The organism is Pseudomonas sp. Pse35 (assembly GCF_024519715.1).
GTDB lineage: Bacteria > Pseudomonadota > Gammaproteobacteria > Pseudomonadales > Pseudomonadaceae > Aquipseudomonas > Aquipseudomonas paracarnis.
Genome location: NZ_JALJRP010000004.1, coordinates 196,029 through 212,385, shown reverse-complemented (window position 1 = coordinate 212,385; position 16,357 = coordinate 196,029). Strand labels below are relative to the sequence as shown.

Below are 16,357 nucleotides of genomic sequence, written 5' to 3'. Positions count from 1 at the left end.
TAAGTGACCATTTTAAGCATTACACACGTCCGTATGTGGGTATGGGGTGGTGCCAACGGGCGAAAGCACCAGCCCTGTAATCAGGCGTCACCAGATTGGTTCACCGGCGTCCCTGCCTGGCTGATTCGTTCTTAATGGGTACAGACTATGCTGGCCGTTTGGTATCGGCAAGGGCTTCAGTCAAATCCTTGAGGCGCTGCTCGACATCCATTAAGCGTTTCTTTTCCTCAGCAGCGCTCTGTATCTCCCGCTTACCTGACTCTCCAAGCGAGCGGAACAGCTCAAGGATGGCCTCCTCCTGCTGATTAACAGTCCGCGCATCCGATGATTCAGCCGAAACACCCAGACACACAGAGCCTTCGCCTGTCAGCAACCAATCCAGGCTTATACCCAAATGAGTGCGAATGGCAGCCATCGCCTTCGCGTTAGGCTCCCGCTCACCCAGGAGGTAATTTTGGAGCGTTCTGTATGGGATCCCCACTAACTCTGAGGCCTCCTTAATAGACATGCCTCTGTCGTCGATAACGCTGCGCAGGCGAGCGGCTATACTCATTTTTTCATATAATCCAATTGACGCACCCGTTTTGGTGCGTATACTGCGAACAAACAGGTACATCTTAACCAACTAGGAACACTCGAACCATGAGCCAAGCCATGGAAAAACGCCAGATCCAAGCACGACTGATCGAGCGTGGCAGTAACTTCCGTCAGTTCGCTCTAAGCCATGGCTATGAGGTGCGCACAGTGACGCAAGTGGTTCAGCGTTGGGCGGGAAACAACAAGCTGCCCCGTGGCAGGTTGACGTTCCAAATCCTACGAGACCTGTCTCGGATGATCGGCAAAGAAATATTGCCGGGAATCCTCGCGGAAAGCGCCGAGCAAAACTCAGCACCGGCTGTATGAAACGACTGTAGGGGCGATGACTCCAGGGAGAAACCAGAAGATGAAACGCCCAGTTCTAGCGACCAAGCGCCAAGTAATGAGCGCAGTGATCAACGACTACGAAGGTGGCCGGGAATGCGCTGCAGCGCGCCTGGGATACGAACTCAAGAAGTTCGACAACCACATCTACGAAAACGCCGGCAGTCGGCCCCTGAGCGATGAACAGATCCATTTGTTAGAGCAGGACATGGGCACCACCTACCTGCCGGAATACATCGCGGCGATGTACGGCGGCATGTTCGTCCCCCTCGCCAAGCCTGAAACACTGGACAACGTAGACCTTTACAACCGCTCAGTACGTGCTGCAGCCAAGCGCGGTGTGGTCGACCAGATCATTGCGAAGGCACTGGACGACGGCGTCATCGAGCGGGATGAAGCCGAGGCGATTTTGCGCGCTCACAGCCACTACATGGCGGCCCGCCACTCTGAAGTCCTGGCAACGATTCTGCTGCACAGCCGGGGGCCAAAGCATTGAGCACCTACAAGCTGGTCTGTCCCTGCTGCGGCAGCTCGATGCGCATTCGTACCTCCGAAGGGCAGACGCCTTGCTTCCGCTCAATGTATTCGGAATGCACCAACCTGCTGTGCGGCGCCACGTTTTCCGGCTCTTTGGTTTGGGAATACCAGCTGAGCCCATCAGGCATCGAGCGCCCCCTTACCGTTCTGCCCATGGCGCCCACCAAAGTGCGCCTCCTTGCTCGACAGAACCTCACGGCGAAGACCGATCAACCCGATTTGCTGGATCAACTGGAAATGGAGGCCGCACCTGTATGAACACCATCGCCCTGACTACCAACCCCGCAAGCGATTACCGTGCCGCGATGCAACAAGCAGCCGTGGCCTATCTGTACCGTCACCGTTGCGAGCACCTTGCCGGCGACAGCCAGCTTTTAGAGAACTGCACCCGGTACTTGACCCAGTCGCTTGAGGTGCCCACGCACCTGGTGCAACGCATTGCTGAACTGGCGGTGGCCGAGTTCGAAAGCATGACCTGCAAGCGTGTGGCCTGGTTGGGTATCCATCCCACCAGCGGCCCTTTTCGCCCCGTGATCTTGCTGCTCGACAACTGCACCCAACAGCGACATCCCGTTTCAGCACGCTTGCTCCCCACACGCCTGCTGCTGACTCGCAACCTCCCGCACTAATCCAAAACCCTCCCTGTTAGATGCCCGCACCGCGTGGGTAGGGGAAATTTGCAACTTACTGGTGGCCGAAATGAGCAAAATCACCATAAAACTGGAGCTGGACGAACAACAGGCGCAGCACTACCTGTTGTGGTTGACCAGTCAGTACGAAGTCACCATGGCTGATATTTGGTACTCCGACCGCTACCGGAATGTGCCAAGTGGTCAGCGGGCGCCGAAGGTGCTTGAGGACTTGCCCTACCTGGCAGGCATCTGCAAGACGCGCAGCGAGCTGAAAAAACAGCTCGTTGTTACGCCTGCGGAGCATGTGCAGTGATTCGCAAGCCCATGGAAGACAAGATCCGCGCTGATGTTCTTCAGCGCCTGGAGTCTGATTACGGCCTTCAGCACATGAAGGGCACGCATTACATGCGTAAGGGCACCTGCCCGCAGTGCAATCAGAAACGTTTGTTTTCGCGCCACGATGAGCCCTGGTTCATCCGCTGTGGCCGCGAGAAAAACTGCCGGTACATGGCACCGACCAAAGAGTTGTACCCGGACCTGTTTGACGACTGGAGCAAGCGAGCACCTGCCACCCGCGACGAGCCAGCCGCAAGCGCAAAAGCGTACCTGACATTTGCCCGAGGTTTCCGCGTTGAGCTGATCGAGGGCTGGTACACCCAGGAAAGCTACTTTGATCGCGACCTGAATATTGGGTCTGCGACGGTGCGCTTTCCCCTGGAGCACGGCGGGTATTGGGAGCGCTTGATTGACCAACCGTCGCGGTTCGGTAAGAAGAAGGCCCGCTTCCAACCCCTCAAGAGCTACAGGGGCCATTGGTGGTGCCCGCCGTGCCTGGATCTGCTTGAAGTAAAAGAGCTCTGGATCGTTGAAGGCATCTTCGACGCCATTGCGCTCATTCAAAACGGTATCTCTGCGGTGGCGGCGCTGTCTTCAAACGCCTTTCCAGAGGAATCACTCAAGGCCTTGATCACCGCTCGCGGCGGTAAAACACCTAAGTTGGTGTGGGCTCTGGACAACGAGCCCGGCGCTCACAAGTACACCCGCATGTGGGTCAACCGTGCCCGCGAACTTGGCTTTACCTGCGACGCAGCCCAGGTTTCACAGCCTGACGCCCGCAAGGTTGACTGGAACGACCTGCATCAACGCTGGGCATTTATCGACGATGACAAAGCCCGTGCTGATCGCATCGAAAAGGATTTGAAAGAAGCCCGTCACCAGGGCGCTCTACTCATTGCCGACAGTGCCAGCGACAAGGCGATGCTCATGTATCAGTGGCGGGAGCGGGAGGAGTTTCACTTCTGTTTCGACTCCCGCTTGTACTGGTGGAAATTGGACCTCGCGAAATACAACAGCGCCAAGCAGGCCCTGGAAAAAAGCGATGACAAGGAAGCCCAAGTACTGAGCGAAAAACAGCTTCGGGAAAAGGCACTGAGCGTCGCTGGTTGCGTCGTCGAAATTGCCAACTGCTACCCCAAAGCCCTCTATTTCCAGCGCAACGAGATTACCGACGAGTCTTGGTACTTCTTCCGCGTCGACTTCCCGCACGACGGCGGCTCAGTGAAAAACACTTTCACGGGTGGTCAGGTCGCCGCCGCCAGCGAATTCAAAAAAAGACTTCTCGGCATGGGTGCCGGAGCCGTGTTCACCGGTAGTGGGCAGCAATTGGACAAACTCATGAAAGACCAGCTTTTTGGCATCAAGACCGTTCAGACCATCGACTACGTGGGCTACAGCAAGGAATACCACTGCTACGTGTTCAACGACGTCGCCATCCGCGAAGGCCAGGTGATCCACATCAACGAAGAAGAGTTTTTTGAGATGGGCAAGTTGAAGCTCAAGACCCTGCAAAAGGGTGTGAAGATCGATCTGGAAAAGGATGGCAAAAAATACGATGACCACTGGCTAGGGCTTCTGTGGCAGTGCTTTGGTGCCCAGGGCATCGTGGCGTTGACCTTCTGGTTTGGCTCGCTGTTCGCCGAACAGATCCGCAGCCGGTATCAGTCGTTTCCTTTCCTTGAGGCCACAGGTGAGGCCGGGGCCGGCAAGACCACTTTGCTCACGCTGCTGTGGAAACTCGCGGGCCGCGACGGATACGAAGGGTTCGACCCGTCCAAATCCACCAAGGCCGGCCGCAGCCGCTTGATGGGCCAAGTATCCGGCATGCCCATCGTACTGCTGGAATCAGACCGCAGCGGCGACGACAAGGCCCACGCCAAAACCTTCGAATGGGACGAACTGAAGGATTACTACGGCGGCGGCACCCTGGCGACCAAGGGGGTGAAAACCGCCGGTAACGAAACCTACGAACCACCGTTTCGCGGCACCATCGCCATCAGCCAGAACGCCCCTGTGGTGGCGTCAGAGGCGATCATGACCCGGATCGTCAAACTGCACTTTGTGCGACCGAACGTCACCGCTGAAAGCCGTGCGGCAGCAGATCGGCTCAATGCACTGGAAGGTTCGAGACTCAGCAACTTTGTATTGCAGGCCGTGCGCAAAGAGCTGGAGGTGATGGAACTGTTCGGCCAGCGGGTTGCGGGCTACGAGGCGAAGTTGCGCAACCTGCATTCCCACTGCTTTGCCTGCGACACCCCATTCAAAGACGAGCACAGCGAATGTCACCATTGCGGCAACAAGCTGCGCGGCTACATCCGGGTGGAGCGGATCAACAAGAACCACGCCCAAATGCTCGCCCTGCTGGATTGCCTGTGCATGGTGGTACCGCTCACCGACGCACAGGTCGAGCATACCCGCTCGCAGATCATCCGCATGGCGATTGAGCGCCAGGCCTCGATCAGTTCCGATCATCCGGTAGTGGCTGAATTCTGGGAAGTTTACGAATACCTGGAAGGCCTGGACGCCGAAGGCCCGGTGGTCAACCACAGCAAGAAAGACCACATCATCGCCATCAACCTCAACGACTTCGTGAAGTGCGCGGCAGAAAACCGGCAAAAAATCGCCGACGTCAGCGAACTGCGCGAGCGCCTGAAGGACTCCCGCTCGCGGAAGCTGCTCGACGTCAACAAGGCGACCGACAGCGCGGTACGGGCTCACCAGGCCAGCAAGACCAACGCCGTCGTCACGAAGCAACCCATCGTGAAGTGCTGGCACTTCCAGGCCTGATTCATTAACGGCAATACCTGCCAGGCGCTGCAACGTCTGACACCACCCAAAGGAGAAGCACCATGCACGTACAAGTCATCGCAAGCGGCGGCCAAAACGGCGCAACGAACCGTCACAGACATTTGGAAGAGCTGAGGGAGTGGTTTGGGGAAAGCTCAAAAATCATTCACGCCGAGGCCTATGCGCCTGACGACCTGGTCAAAATTCTGGAAGTTAGCGCGGCAATCGATTTTGAAATTCTGGTGCTGGAGTGCAGCCCCGAACAAATCGTCGCCGTCCTGCTGTGGCAGACAGAAACCGAAGAGGTTGCCGAACTTGAAAATGTGCTTGTGCACCTGGTGCGCAAGCAAAAAACAACTGGCGAAAGCCAGTAAGAAGGTGGTGCCGAGGGGCTGCAACCCCTCGACACCGACCACCCAAAGGAGAAGCACCATGCAAGTGAATCAACCCCAAGGCGGCATCGCAGAGGCTACCACAACCCCGCTTGCTGTCGGCGACACGGTCAGCTACGTCGCAATGAGCGGCGGTGGTCGGGAATATCGCCTCAGCGCTCGTACAGGTGTGATTGAAGGAATTTATGGCAACTTCGCCACACTACGCACTGCCAACGGCCGGAGTGTTACTCAACCCCTGGACAAGCTGACACCCGACGGCCAGCCCAATGCACTGACAAAAATGGTTATGAGGGGCCAGTCATGAGTTCAAGTCCTCGCACCCGCCCGCCGTTAGCCGGTTACCGGCTGGACTTGCCCAGCCGCTGCGACATCTGCGGCAAAGCCCGCTCAAAGGGAAAGCACGAGGCGTGTAGTCGAATACGCCAACAGAGCAAGATGGCGGAATGGGCTGCATTTATGGCAGAGCGTGAAGCAGCCAAGCAGAAAAAACGGTGTCGATACGCGCTTCTATGAGGATAATCATGAACACAGCATTTATCCTGATGGCTCAGTACGATGGCCAAGCGATTATCTCGCTGGAGGTGGTGTGCCGTGACTACTTCACGCACCTGACGCCGGACATGTTCCAGCGCAAGGTGATGAGTGGTCAGATCAAGTTGCCCATCACCCGACTGGAGCCGAGCCAGAAGTCGGCCAAGGGCATCCACCTCACCGACCTGGCCGCGTACCTGGACCTGCAACGCGCGGCAGCAGTTAAAGAGCACAGCCAGATCAACGGGTTAAAACACGTCGTTTGAGCCACTTCTGCGATGCGGCGCCCAGTTGGACGGGCGCCCTCAGAATCTTTTCGTGCCACTCCCAGCCCACATAGCGGTCGCCCCGACCGCGAAGGTGGGTGTAACGCCTCATTGAATTCCAATCCCTGTGGCCGGAAACGCTCGCCACACGCGGAATATCCCAGTCCATTTCGAACAGGCGGCTGACACCTTCATGCCGGAGGTCGTGGAAGTGCAGGTCCGCGATGGTCAAAAACTTGCAGGCTTTCGTCCAGGACGTGGAGATCGACTCAGGGCTGTAGGGGAAGATGTCTTCGCCGGCCTTCGGCATCGTCTGGAGGATGTGCCACGCCTCGTCCGGCAGGTAGCACCAAACATCGTTGCCGATCTTCTGCCCGGGGTTTTTCATGTCGCGCACCAGCACCCGCTGGCCGGCCTCGTCGACGTCTGCCCAGCGAATTCGGGTTATTTCATCGAGCCGGCGCGTGGAGAACAGGGCGAAGCCCACGACCTTCAGCATATTTATGACGGTCGGGCGCCTCACCTGCATGGCCTGGTAGTGCGTCAGCACCCGTCCCAGCTCATCCAATGTCGGTCGGCGGTCACGCTCACGGCTTTTCAGGTTGTAGCCCAGCTTGCGTAATACACGCCGCGCACCGCCCATGGCGAGCGGGTCGACTTGGTAGCCCCATGCATCTTTGGCTATCGCCAGCACTGCACCGAGGTGCGCCAGGTCATTGCCAGCGGTTTGTGGCTGAACGCCACCGCCCTCCCCGCTCATTCGCCAAAGTGCATAATCGACCAGGCACTGGGTGTTGATATCCGTATCGGTCAACTTGCCCAGGTAAGTTTCGCTAATCGCATTGAGTGTGGCGCGCTTGGTCTTACCTAGCGGCTTGGCTTTCTCAACTTCGACCAGGTAGCGATCTGTCATGTCTTTGAGCGTGGCGCCCTTGCGGTTTGCGCGCTCAATCGCACCAGGCTCATCCAGCTCTGACCCGCGCTTGCGTGCCCACGCCTGGGCGGCCTGTTTTCGGGCGAAGGTCTGGCTCTCTTGGTAGACTTGCACTCCGTCGCGCTTGATGCGGATCTGTGCCGTGTAGCTCACAGTCCCATCCGCCAGTTTTCTTGCCCTGATAGTCGCCATATTGAAAGTGGTACGCGTCAGTTTTGAAGTGGTACATCGTACCACCGAGCCTTTAAAAACGCCTGAAAACGCCCGAAAACACGCCAAGAACACGTTGAGTAAAATGCTAGATAAACAGACCTTTAGCCCCGTAAACGCAAGGCCCACGCTGTCTCGGCGCTTTAGTGTCGCCCCCATGATGGACTGGACCGACCGCCATTGCCGGTTCTTCCTACGCCTGCTCTCCAAACACGCCCTGCTCTACACCGAGATGGTCACCACCGGCGCTATCCTCCATGGCGATCACGACCGCTTCCTGCGCCACAACGAAGCCGAGCACCCGCTGGCGCTGCAGTTGGGCGGCAGTGTTCCGGCTGATCTGGCCGCCTGCGCTCGAATGGCCGAGGCCGCCGGTTACGACGAAGTGAACCTGAACGTCGGTTGCCCCAGCGACCGGGTGCAGAACAACATGATCGGCGCGATCCTCATGGCGCACCCTGCCCTGGTGGCGGACTGTGTGAAGGCCATGCGCGATGCGGTGTCGATTCCGGTGACGGTGAAGCACCGTATCGGCATCAATGGGCGGGACAGTTATGCCCAGTTGTGTGATTTCGTCGGGACGGTGAAGGATGCTGGTTGCACCAGTTTTACCGTGCATGCGCGGATTGCGATTCTGGAGGGGTTGTCGCCCAAGGAGAACCGGGACATTCCGCCGTTGCGTTATGACGTGGCGGCGCAGTTGAAGCGGGATTTTCCGGAGTTGGAGATTAATCTCAATGGTGGGATCAAGACGCTGGAGCAGTGCCAGGAGCATTTGCAGACGTTTGATGGGGTGATGCTGGGGCGGGAGGCTTATCACAATCCGTATCTGTTGGCGGAGGTGGATCAGCGGTTGTTTGGCAGTGAGGCGCCGGTGATTAGCCGGGCGGAGGCGTTGGCGCAGTTGCGGCCTTATATTGCTGAGCATTTGGCCAGTGGTGGGACGATGCATCACATCACGCGGCATGTGTTGGGGTTGGGCACGGGGTTTCCGGGGGCACGCAAGTTCAGGCAGTTGTTGTCGGTGGATATTCATAAGGCGGCGGATCCGTTGGCGTTGCTGGATCAGGCGGGGACGTTGTTGGAGGGGCGGTGATTGGTCGAGTGTCAGGTAGATGCTCATTGGGCGTACCGACGTTATCGCAGGCAAGCCAGCTCCCACATTTTTGCCTGGTGAGTGTCAGGTAAGTGCTCACTGGGTGTACCGGCGCTATCGCAGGCCAGCTCCCACATATTTAGCGGTGATTGCAAGAGCGCGGCAGGTGCTGCCGGCCCTTGCTGCACTGTTGCTTAGTTTTCCGGCACTGTTCCTTTGGGCACCGTTACCCATTGGTCGGTGTCTCGGTTATACCTTTTCCAATCTTTATCGGTCCTGACTTTTCGGTAAAGCGTGTTGAATGTGGTGCCGCCGAGTATTTGAAATTGAACTTCACCGCCTGGCGTTTTGCAGTTAACCAACCCCAGAATGGGTGAGTTCGGGTTTACTTGCAGTGCATACACGGCGTCTCCAAAGGTTCCGGTGGTGGCGTAGTCCAGTGCAAAACTCACGAACTGACTTTTCGGGGTGTCGCTGGACTGTAAGGCGAGCAGTCGCATTGTCGTGTAGGTGGCACCGATAAAACCCAGCGCGTGTAGGTCAGGCCCATCGATGGCCCAGTATTTTTCGGGTGTACCACCGTCCCTGAGGTATTTGTCCAGGTCGTTCTGCGCTTTGGAGTAGATCACCCCGGCCTTGAGTTTCTGGACGTGCCAATTGTTGGTGTCCGCGCTCTCATACGCGCGGTACACCCAGGTGGCAGGCGCAGTCACTCTGGTATCGGTGATCTTGCCGCCGTAGGATGAGGTCAGTTCGTTTTCCTTTTCCAGGGTGCGGCTCCCCATGGGTTTACCTGCCTTGGCAGTGTCAATGATGCCACGCATTTCCTGGGTATCGTAACAACCGGCGCTGAGGGCCTGCTGTACCGTCACATCGGCAAATACCGTTGTTGAACAAATAAAACCCAGGGCGGCGAATAGTGTTGATATATTCCGTTTCATTACATCTCTCCTTTGCTTTCAAACTAACGAACCAGCAGATTTTAATGCACAGACGCACACACTTCGCCGCGGACAGTTATGTCATCAGAGTTTTTATCGGCCCAAGTTAGCGCTTGCCAGTCAGGTATAGCACAAGTAAAAACGGCAACAACTAAAGAGCTGGAAAATAAACTTTTCACAACTTCAAAACATTGATATTGCCTCTATCAACTGGCTTGAAACCAGTGGCGCAGGACGGGTGGAATCCAGTTGAACCTAGCTGCGATTTTGCCCTCCAATTGAGCACCACGGCCGGTGATTCAAACGGCCGTTTCCAGGTTATTGCCCTCGCAAACGACCTAACGCATTTGCGCCCTTGAGCGCCTGCCAGCGCTCGGGTAATGTCACTAGACCCACAGGACAGAGCACGCCCATGACTTCCAAGCTGGAACAACTCAAGCAATTCACCACCGTCGTAGCCGATACCGGCGATTTTTCCACTCTCGCCAAGCTCAAGCCACAAGACGCTACCACCAACCCTTCCCTGCTGCTCAAGGCTGCGTCGATCCCTGGCTATGCCAAGCTGCTGGATGAGTGCGTGCAGGACTGCAACGGCGATGTGGGCCTGGCCAGTGACCGCTTTGCGGTGGCGGTGGGTCAAGAAATTCTCAAAGTAGTGCCGGGCCGTATTTCCACTGAGGTGGATGCGCGTCTGTCATTTGACGAGGCCGCCATTCTCAAGCGTGCGCATCGTCTGATCGACCTGTACGACAAAGCCGGCGTTAGCCGCGATCGCGTGCTGATCAAGATCGCCTCCACCTGGGAAGGCATCCGTGCCGCCGAGAAGCTGGAAAAAGAAGGCATCCAGACCAACCTGACGCTGCTGTTCTCCTTCGCCCAGGCCGTTGCCTGTGCGGAAGCGGGTGTGTTTCTGATTTCGCCGTTCGTGGGCCGTATCTACGACTGGTACAAGAAGGCCAACGGCAACGACTACACCGGTTCCGATGACCCGGGCGTGCAGTCGGTGACGCGCATCTATAACTACTACAAGGCTAACGGCTACAAAACAGTAGTGATGGGTGCGAGCTTCCGTAACCTCAGCCAGATCGAGGAACTGGCCGGTTGTGATCGCCTGACCATCAGCCCGGACCTGTTGGAGAAGCTGGCAGCCGATGAAGGCAAGCTGGAGCGCAAATTGGCGCCAGGCCATGCCGGTGAGGCCCGTGTGCATATGACTGAAGCGCAGTTCCGTTGGGAGTCCAACGAGGACGCGATGGCGACTGAGAAGCTGGCGGAGGGGATTCGTCAGTTTGCTCGGGACCAGGAGAAACTGGAGGCGTTGTTGTCGGCCAAGCTGTAAAGGCAGATAGCGGCAAAAAGGGCGGCACCTGTGAGGGTGTCGCCCTTTTTTGTGCGTCGGTGTCACCGCCGTCCGATGTGGGAGCTGGCTTGCCTGCGATAGCGGTGGGCCAGCCAACACGTCATCGACTGACACTGCGTAATCGCAGGCAAGCCAGCTCCCACAGGGGAATGTGTTTCAACAGGGAACCTGTCAGTGCCGCTCGAGGGCGTTGACGAGGTCGTGGAAGGCTTCGCGGTTGGACTCATTCAAGCCCATCAGGATTTTGTGCGCTTCCAGCACCTTGACCCGCACCACTTCCTCGGACTGGTCCTGGGACGGCAGGTCGGTCAGGCACTCAGGGCACGGGATGGGGCGGTCAACGATGTTGAACACCTGGTCAAAGCCCATGGATTGCAACAGACGGGTGATGTCTTCGTGGGTGGTGACCACGGTCGGCAATAGGCCGACCTTCTGCCGAGACAGAATGGACAATTTGGCCAACAGGCCCAGGGTGGTGCTATCGATGCTGCGCGTTTCGGTCAGGTCGATCACGATCGCCGAGAAGTTCAGCGCAGTGAAGATCCGCTCGATCGTCGCATCCAGGGCCGAACACAAGGTCAGGCGCACTTCACCGACAAATTTCAGGACGAAGGTCCCGTCTTGCTCGGCGAATTGGATTCTTCCGGTACTCATCAAAGATTCCTGCTCAACACCAATAGGGCGATATCATCCGGCATCTCCCCTAGCGTGGCCAATCCAAAAACCTGCCGCAGGCCATCCAGGCTGCCGCCCGCCGACTTGACCTTTTGGGGCAAGGCGGCTTCTTTCTCTTTGAGTGTAGGCTCTGGAAGAAGGTCCAGAATACCGTCAGACATCAGCGTCAGGCTGAAGGTCGGCGGCAGTTCCAGGATGTGGTCTTCGTAGGTGGCTTCGTTAAACAAGCCTACGGGCAGGCCACGCCCTTCCAGGTAGCGCACACTGTCAGGAGTGTACAAAACAGGCATCGGCAGGTGACCGCCAATGCTGTAGGTCAAAAGACCGGTTTCTTCGTCGATCACGCCGCCGACCATCGTCACGTGCTTGCCCAGCTTGCAGCTGATCAGGCCCCGGTTGATGTGGCCCAGCACCTCGGAGGGGGTGAACTCCGGCAAGGTGCCATTGCGCTTGGACTCAAACAACAGCCGTGTGGTCATGAACTTCAACAACACGGTAACAAAGGCAGAAGACGCGCCGTGGCCGGAAACGTCGGCCAGGTAGAACGCCACACGTCGCTCATCCACACGGAAATAGTCGACAAAATCACCCGACAGGTACAACGACGGGATGATCTGGTGGGCAAACTTGAACTCGTCAATCGTCCAGGGGCTCACCGGCAGCATGTTCATCTGCACCTGGCGACCGGCGTTCTGGTCTTCCTGCAGCAGGTTCAGGCTGGCTTCGAGTTCGCGGTTGGCGGTCTCGAGCTTTTCGCGGTAGCGCTGGTTTTCCACGAGCAGACGTGCACGGTCCAGAGCGCGGCGCACCGAGTGCTCCAGCACGGCCAGGTCTTCCAGGGGCTTGATCAGGTAATCGGCGGCGCCCAGGCGCAAGGCTTCAACGGCATCGTTCATGACACCGGCACCGGACACGACAATCACCGGCGTTTGCGGGGCAAGGTCGGTCACCTGGCGAATCAGCTCCAGGCCGCCCATCTGGGGCATGCGCAGGTCGCAGATCACAAGGTCGGGCTTGTCGCGCTCGAATACCTGGAGACCCTGTTGGCCATTACTGGCCTGCAGGACGCTGAAGCCACTGTCTTCCAAGTAGGCCGCGAGGCTCGCGCGCACTACTTCGTCGTCATCGATAATCAGCAGCGTGGCACTGGTTTTTTGCATGTGGGCAAACGGCGCCAGAATTAGGTTGGCGTAGGCGGCTCGGCAATGGCCGGGCTCACGTACTGGATTCGCTTTCTAGCCTCTCTGTCCTACAAAGCATTGGGATTTGGCCCATGCACAACGGTAAAGCAGAGGTGCCCTTCTAAGGCGCAGACGGTACTCCCATCCGTGAGGGGTTTCAAGCTCATGCCGATGGTCGCCGGGCGTCTTTACACCGCAAATCACCGGGAGTTATAAGAACCCTCACAACCACAACGCAAAGTAAGGATGGATGCTGTGAGCGAACACGAGCGCGACTACGCCGAAAAACGCGATTTCATCCGCATGCGAATAGATGCCGATGTGTCTTTGATCCATGCCGGGCAGGAGATTGCCGGTACCTGCGTGGACCTCTCCAGTTCCGGCATGCAGGTGCAGGCACCTCGCCAGTTCACGGTGGGTGACCTGCTGACCGTGCGCATTGATTCAGAGCACGCCGCGCTCAGGGGTCTTGAAGCGGATACCGAGGTGGTGTGGACCAAGGCAGTAGGCGATGACCAGCATCTGGGCCTCAAGATTCTGAAAATGCGCTAACGCAGCATCCAGCCCCTGCGCAAGGGTGACGCGGAGCGTCACGGGATGCATTCCCACGCGGAGCGTGGGGAACGATCAGCGCGCACAAAAAAGGCGACCTTACAAAGGTCGCCTTTTTCATTTCAAAACGTCACAGCTTAAAAGTCGTCAACGACCTTGCCGTCCTTGACCTTGAACTCGCGGTTCTGCAGGTAAGCGTTACGAATGAAGGTGTACTTGTCGCCGCTGATCAGCTTTTCGCTGTCGAGCAGGCTGGCGCGCACGTCAACGACGTTGAGGCCGAAGGTGCTGTTACGCCAGCCGATGTCGTTCATGTAGCGGTACGGTTGGGTGTAGCTGTCGACGTATTTGGACGGCGCATCACGCAAGGTGCTTGGACCCAGCAACGGGATCATCACGTACGGGCCGCTGCCCACGCCCCAGTAGCCCAGGGTCTGGCCGAAGTCTTCATCGCTGCGCTGCAGCCCCATTTTGGTGCCGACGTCAATAAAGCCCAGAACGCCAAATGTGGTGTTGACCAACAGGCGGGCGGTGTCGACGCCTGCATTGTGCGGCTTGAGTTGCAGCACGTTGTTGGCCAGGTTGCCGACATCACCGATGTTGCGGAAGAAGTTGTGAACGCCGTCCTGCACAAATTGTGGGGTGACGAACTGATAGCCTTGGGCGATTGGCTTGAGGGCATAAGTGTCAACGGTATCGTTGAAGGTGAAGATGGGGCGGTTGACACTTTCCCACGGGTCATCTTCCGAGGCCGCTTGGGCAGCGAAAGGTGCCAACAGGATGGTGGCACACACCGATAGCTGAGCGAAGTACTGGCTCCAGCGCATAGCTTTTGCTCCTTGAATGGTCTGTCATGGGCGCTATGCCCTGAATAAGGCTGTCAGTATATGACGGAAGTGTCGATTTAGGCAGCTACCTAGAATCGTCTTAGGGAAAATGCACAAAATTCCTACAAATACCGACAGTGTCATCCCCTTGTCATGCCGCCCCGATAGCGTGGCAGCTATTTCAGGGACGTTCAGATGCCACACGCCGAGATTGCCGTCGCCGCCGCCCCCTCATTGACCGCCGTGTTATTTGGCCTGAGTGGCTGCCTGGTGGATTTTGGTTCCCTGGCGCGCACCGACTCACCTTGCGCCGACGCCGAGGCCACGCCAGGCGCATTGAAAATCCTGCGCAGTCTCAAAGAACAAGGCGTGCCCTGCGCCTGGCTGGACGAACTGCCTCCCGCCGTGACCGCGCCACTCTGCGCCGGCCTGCCGGGCTGGCTCAAGGCCGCCTCGCCCTCCTCCATTCGCTGGCCTGCGCCCCACGCCTGCTGGCAAGCGCTGATGGAGTTGAACATCGAACGTCTGGAAGGCTGCGTACTGGTCAGCGGCGAGCCGCGTCTGCTGCAATCGGGCCTGAATGCCGGTTTGTGGACCATCGGCCTGGCCTCCTGCGGTTCGCTCTGCGGCCTGTCGCCCCGGCAATGGCAGGCACTGACCGAGCAGCAACGCGAACACAAGCGCGGCAAGGCCACGGTGGCGCTCTATGGCCTGGGCGTGCACTCGGTGATCGACCATCTCGGCGAACTCGGCACCTGCCTGGCCGACATCCGCCTGCGCCAGCTCAAGGGCGAGAAGCCCTGATCGAGATCATGCACAGTTGACCCCAGTGGATTAATCTACAGGTCAGCCCGTAGACCTTTCGCCGTGCGCCGTGGTCTATGCCAGTGCCTATCGATAAAAGGAAAGAACGTCATGCCTGATCGCGAGAAGTTACAACAGCAGGCCGATATTGTGCGTGAGCAACTGGAGAACCATCCCGAGTTGCCCGCCGAGAAACGTCAAGCATTGGAAGAGTTGATCGCCAAGTTCGAAGTCCAGTTGGAAATGGAACCGGCCACCCAGACGCCCAGCATCGCTGACGATGTGAACCGGGCAGTGGAAGGTTTTGAACTGGACCATCCAGGCATTGCCGGGACGTTGCGCAATATCGTGCTGACCCTTGGCAATATCGGCATCTAACCCGAGCCCAAGCCAAACACAAAACCAAATGTGGGAGCTGGCTTGCCTGCGATAGCGGCGTATCAGTCACTTGATGAATGACTGAAAGATCGCAATCGCAGGCAAGCCAGCTCCCACAGTTTTTTGTATGAAGGCTTACTGACGCGCCAGCCGCACGTTCAGGAACTGGGTGTTCTCAGTGCTGCGATACGGATTGATATCCAACCCACCCCGACGCACATACCGTGCATACACGGTCAATTTCTCCGGCTTGAGCAAGCGCTGCAAGTCCAGGAAGATCCGCTCCACACACTGTTCATGAAAGTCCGAGTGCTGGCGAAAGCTGACGATATATTCCAGCAGGCTGGCGTGATCCAGCGCCGCACCACGGTATTCCACCACCACGCTGCCCCAGTCAGGCTGGCTGGTCACCGGGCAATTGGATTTGAGCAGGTGGCTGTGCACGCTCTCCTCCACCACGCGCGAATCATCGCAACGCAGCAGTTCCGGGCGCGGGTGTTCGTAGCTGCTGACGTTGATATCCAGGCCGTCAATGCACACGCCCGGCAACGCCATCACGCCTTCTGCCTCGATGTCGGCCAGGCTGCGAATGCGCACGCTCACTGGCTTGCCGGCCGCAGAGCTGAGGTCGGTGCGCAAGGTGGCTTCAAGGCTTTGCGTATCGGCAAACGCGGTCTGGTTCAGCGAGTTGAGGTACAGCTTGAACGACTTGGACTCGATGATGTTCGGCGAGTCGGCCGGAATGCTGAACTCACCGATGGCCACCACCGGCTTGCCCGAGGGCAACAACCAGGACAGTTCGAAGCAGTTCCAGAAATCCACGCCCTTGTACGGCAGGGTCTCGGCGCTCAGGCCCAGCTCGGCCCACTTGGCGGCGCGTGGAATCGGAAACAGCAACGAAGGCGTGTAGGTGCTGATGTATTCACTGGACTTGCCCAGCGGCGAATGTTCGGCTGCGGGATGCATGGCGGAAACCTGGCTAAATAAACCGCGC

21 protein-coding genes are annotated in these 16,357 nt (G+C 57.8%); 14 read left to right on the top strand and 7 right to left on the bottom strand.

The window, feature by feature from the left end; translation table 11 throughout:
• Positions 1-145: 145 nt before the first annotated feature.
• Positions 146-616 carry a helix-turn-helix domain-containing protein gene (locus OC445_RS05100; RefSeq protein WP_262019984.1) on the bottom strand — a complete coding sequence of 157 codons (471 nt, stop codon included), beginning with the start codon at positions 614-616 and terminating at the stop codon, positions 146-148.
• Positions 617-654: 38 nt separating this feature from the next.
• Between OC445_RS05100 and OC445_RS05095 the strand changes: the two genes are divergently transcribed.
• The 9 genes from OC445_RS05095 to OC445_RS05050 all read left to right on the top strand — a co-directional run bounded on the left by OC445_RS05095 (position 655) and on the right by OC445_RS05050 (position 6,405).
• Positions 655-903 (top strand): phage-associated protein, BcepMu gp16 family, encoded by a 249-nt coding sequence (locus OC445_RS05095; protein ID WP_044483570.1) that lies wholly within the window; start codon positions 655-657, stop codon positions 901-903.
• A gap of 40 nt (positions 904-943) precedes the next feature.
• Positions 944-1,417, top strand: coding sequence for a YmfL family putative regulatory protein (locus tag OC445_RS05090; RefSeq protein ID WP_014717543.1), 474 nt, complete (start codon positions 944-946; stop codon positions 1,415-1,417).
• A complete protein-coding gene (locus OC445_RS05085) occupies positions 1,414-1,716 on the top strand; it encodes an ogr/Delta-like zinc finger family protein (protein WP_054919910.1) in 303 nt (100 codons plus the stop codon). Before OC445_RS05090 ends, OC445_RS05085 begins: the two co-directional genes overlap by 4 nt.
• Positions 1,713-2,087, top strand: coding sequence for a hypothetical protein (locus OC445_RS05080; protein WP_054919913.1), 375 nt, complete (start codon positions 1,713-1,715; stop codon positions 2,085-2,087). The genes OC445_RS05085 and OC445_RS05080 overlap by 4 nt, the downstream gene beginning before the upstream one ends.
• A 70-nt stretch (positions 2,088-2,157) precedes the next feature.
• Positions 2,158-2,403: a hypothetical protein gene (locus OC445_RS05075; protein ID WP_106117867.1), complete on the top strand. Its 246-nt coding sequence runs from the start codon at positions 2,158-2,160 to the stop codon at positions 2,401-2,403.
• 11 nt (positions 2,404-2,414) lie between these two features.
• Positions 2,415-5,213, top strand: a complete 2,799-nt coding sequence (locus OC445_RS05070) for a toprim domain-containing protein (protein WP_262020014.1) — start codon at positions 2,415-2,417, stop codon at positions 5,211-5,213.
• A 62-nt stretch (positions 5,214-5,275) separates the two neighbouring features.
• The gene (locus OC445_RS05065) at positions 5,276-5,587 is read left to right on the top strand and encodes a hypothetical protein (RefSeq protein WP_262019983.1); all 312 of its coding nucleotides are present in this window, start codon (positions 5,276-5,278) and stop codon (positions 5,585-5,587) included.
• A 58-nt stretch (positions 5,588-5,645) separates the two neighbouring features.
• Complete coding sequence (locus tag OC445_RS05060) at positions 5,646-5,912, top strand: hypothetical protein (protein WP_262019982.1); 267 nt, start codon at positions 5,646-5,648, stop codon at positions 5,910-5,912.
• 217 nt (positions 5,913-6,129) lie between these two features.
• Positions 6,130-6,405, top strand: a complete 276-nt coding sequence (locus OC445_RS05050) for a pyocin activator PrtN family protein (RefSeq protein ID WP_020302906.1) — start codon at positions 6,130-6,132, stop codon at positions 6,403-6,405.
• Here the strand turns inward: OC445_RS05050 and OC445_RS05045 are convergent.
• Positions 6,380-7,531 (bottom strand): site-specific integrase, encoded by a 1,152-nt coding sequence (locus tag OC445_RS05045; protein WP_032904998.1) that lies wholly within the window; start codon positions 7,529-7,531, stop codon positions 6,380-6,382. The two genes, OC445_RS05050 and OC445_RS05045, sit on opposite strands and share 26 nt — an antisense overlap.
• Before the next feature lie 103 nt (positions 7,532-7,634).
• On the opposite strand from OC445_RS05045, the gene dusA reads away from it, so the two are divergent.
• Positions 7,635-8,645: a tRNA dihydrouridine(20/20a) synthase DusA gene (gene dusA, locus OC445_RS05040; protein WP_197900489.1), complete on the top strand. Its 1,011-nt coding sequence runs from the start codon at positions 7,635-7,637 to the stop codon at positions 8,643-8,645.
• A gap of 194 nt (positions 8,646-8,839) precedes the next feature.
• On the opposite strand, the gene OC445_RS05035 is transcribed toward dusA, so the two are convergent.
• Positions 8,840-9,586, bottom strand: coding sequence for a hypothetical protein (locus tag OC445_RS05035; RefSeq protein ID WP_054919936.1), 747 nt, complete (start codon positions 9,584-9,586; stop codon positions 8,840-8,842).
• A gap of 412 nt (positions 9,587-9,998) precedes the next feature.
• Here OC445_RS05035 and tal point away from each other — a divergent pair, with 412 nt between their 5' ends.
• Entirely contained in the window at positions 9,999-10,925 is a 927-nt protein-coding gene (gene tal / locus OC445_RS05030) for a transaldolase (RefSeq protein WP_003189693.1), read from the top strand.
• Positions 10,926-11,117: 192 nt separating this feature from the next.
• On the opposite strand, the gene rssC is transcribed toward tal, so the two are convergent.
• Together rssC and rssB are read right to left on the bottom strand one after the other, a co-directional pair.
• On the bottom strand, positions 11,118-11,600 hold the full coding sequence (gene rssC / locus OC445_RS05025) for an anti-sigma factor antagonist RssC (RefSeq protein WP_003172602.1): 483 nt from the start codon (positions 11,598-11,600) through the stop codon (positions 11,118-11,120).
• Positions 11,600-12,781: a two-component system response regulator RssB gene (gene rssB / locus OC445_RS05020; protein WP_057975702.1), complete on the bottom strand. Its 1,182-nt coding sequence runs from the start codon at positions 12,779-12,781 to the stop codon at positions 11,600-11,602. The genes rssC and rssB overlap by 1 nt, the downstream gene beginning before the upstream one ends.
• Before the next feature lie 276 nt (positions 12,782-13,057).
• Between rssB and OC445_RS05015 the strand changes: the two genes are divergently transcribed.
• On the top strand, positions 13,058-13,354 hold the full coding sequence (locus tag OC445_RS05015; protein ID WP_003189689.1) for a PilZ domain-containing protein: 297 nt from the start codon (positions 13,058-13,060) through the stop codon (positions 13,352-13,354).
• A gap of 137 nt (positions 13,355-13,491) precedes the next feature.
• Here the strand turns inward: OC445_RS05015 and OC445_RS05010 are convergent, their stop codons facing one another.
• Entirely contained in the window at positions 13,492-14,181 is a 690-nt protein-coding gene (locus OC445_RS05010; protein ID WP_003189688.1) for a VacJ family lipoprotein, read from the bottom strand.
• Between the two features lie 195 nt (positions 14,182-14,376).
• Here OC445_RS05010 and OC445_RS05005 point away from each other — a divergent pair, with 195 nt between their 5' ends.
• Both OC445_RS05005 and OC445_RS05000 read left to right on the top strand, forming a co-directional pair.
• Entirely contained in the window at positions 14,377-14,985 is a 609-nt protein-coding gene (locus tag OC445_RS05005; RefSeq protein ID WP_034126658.1) for a hypothetical protein, read from the top strand.
• Positions 14,986-15,096: 111 nt separating this feature from the next.
• A complete protein-coding gene (locus tag OC445_RS05000; protein WP_014717525.1) occupies positions 15,097-15,363 on the top strand; it encodes a DUF4404 family protein in 267 nt (88 codons plus the stop codon).
• Positions 15,364-15,498: 135 nt separating this feature from the next.
• On the opposite strand, the gene queF is transcribed toward OC445_RS05000, so the two are convergent.
• Complete coding sequence (queF, locus tag OC445_RS04995; RefSeq protein ID WP_034126657.1) at positions 15,499-16,329, bottom strand: NADPH-dependent 7-cyano-7-deazaguanine reductase QueF; 831 nt, start codon at positions 16,327-16,329, stop codon at positions 15,499-15,501.
• Positions 16,330-16,357: the final 28 nt, after the last annotated feature.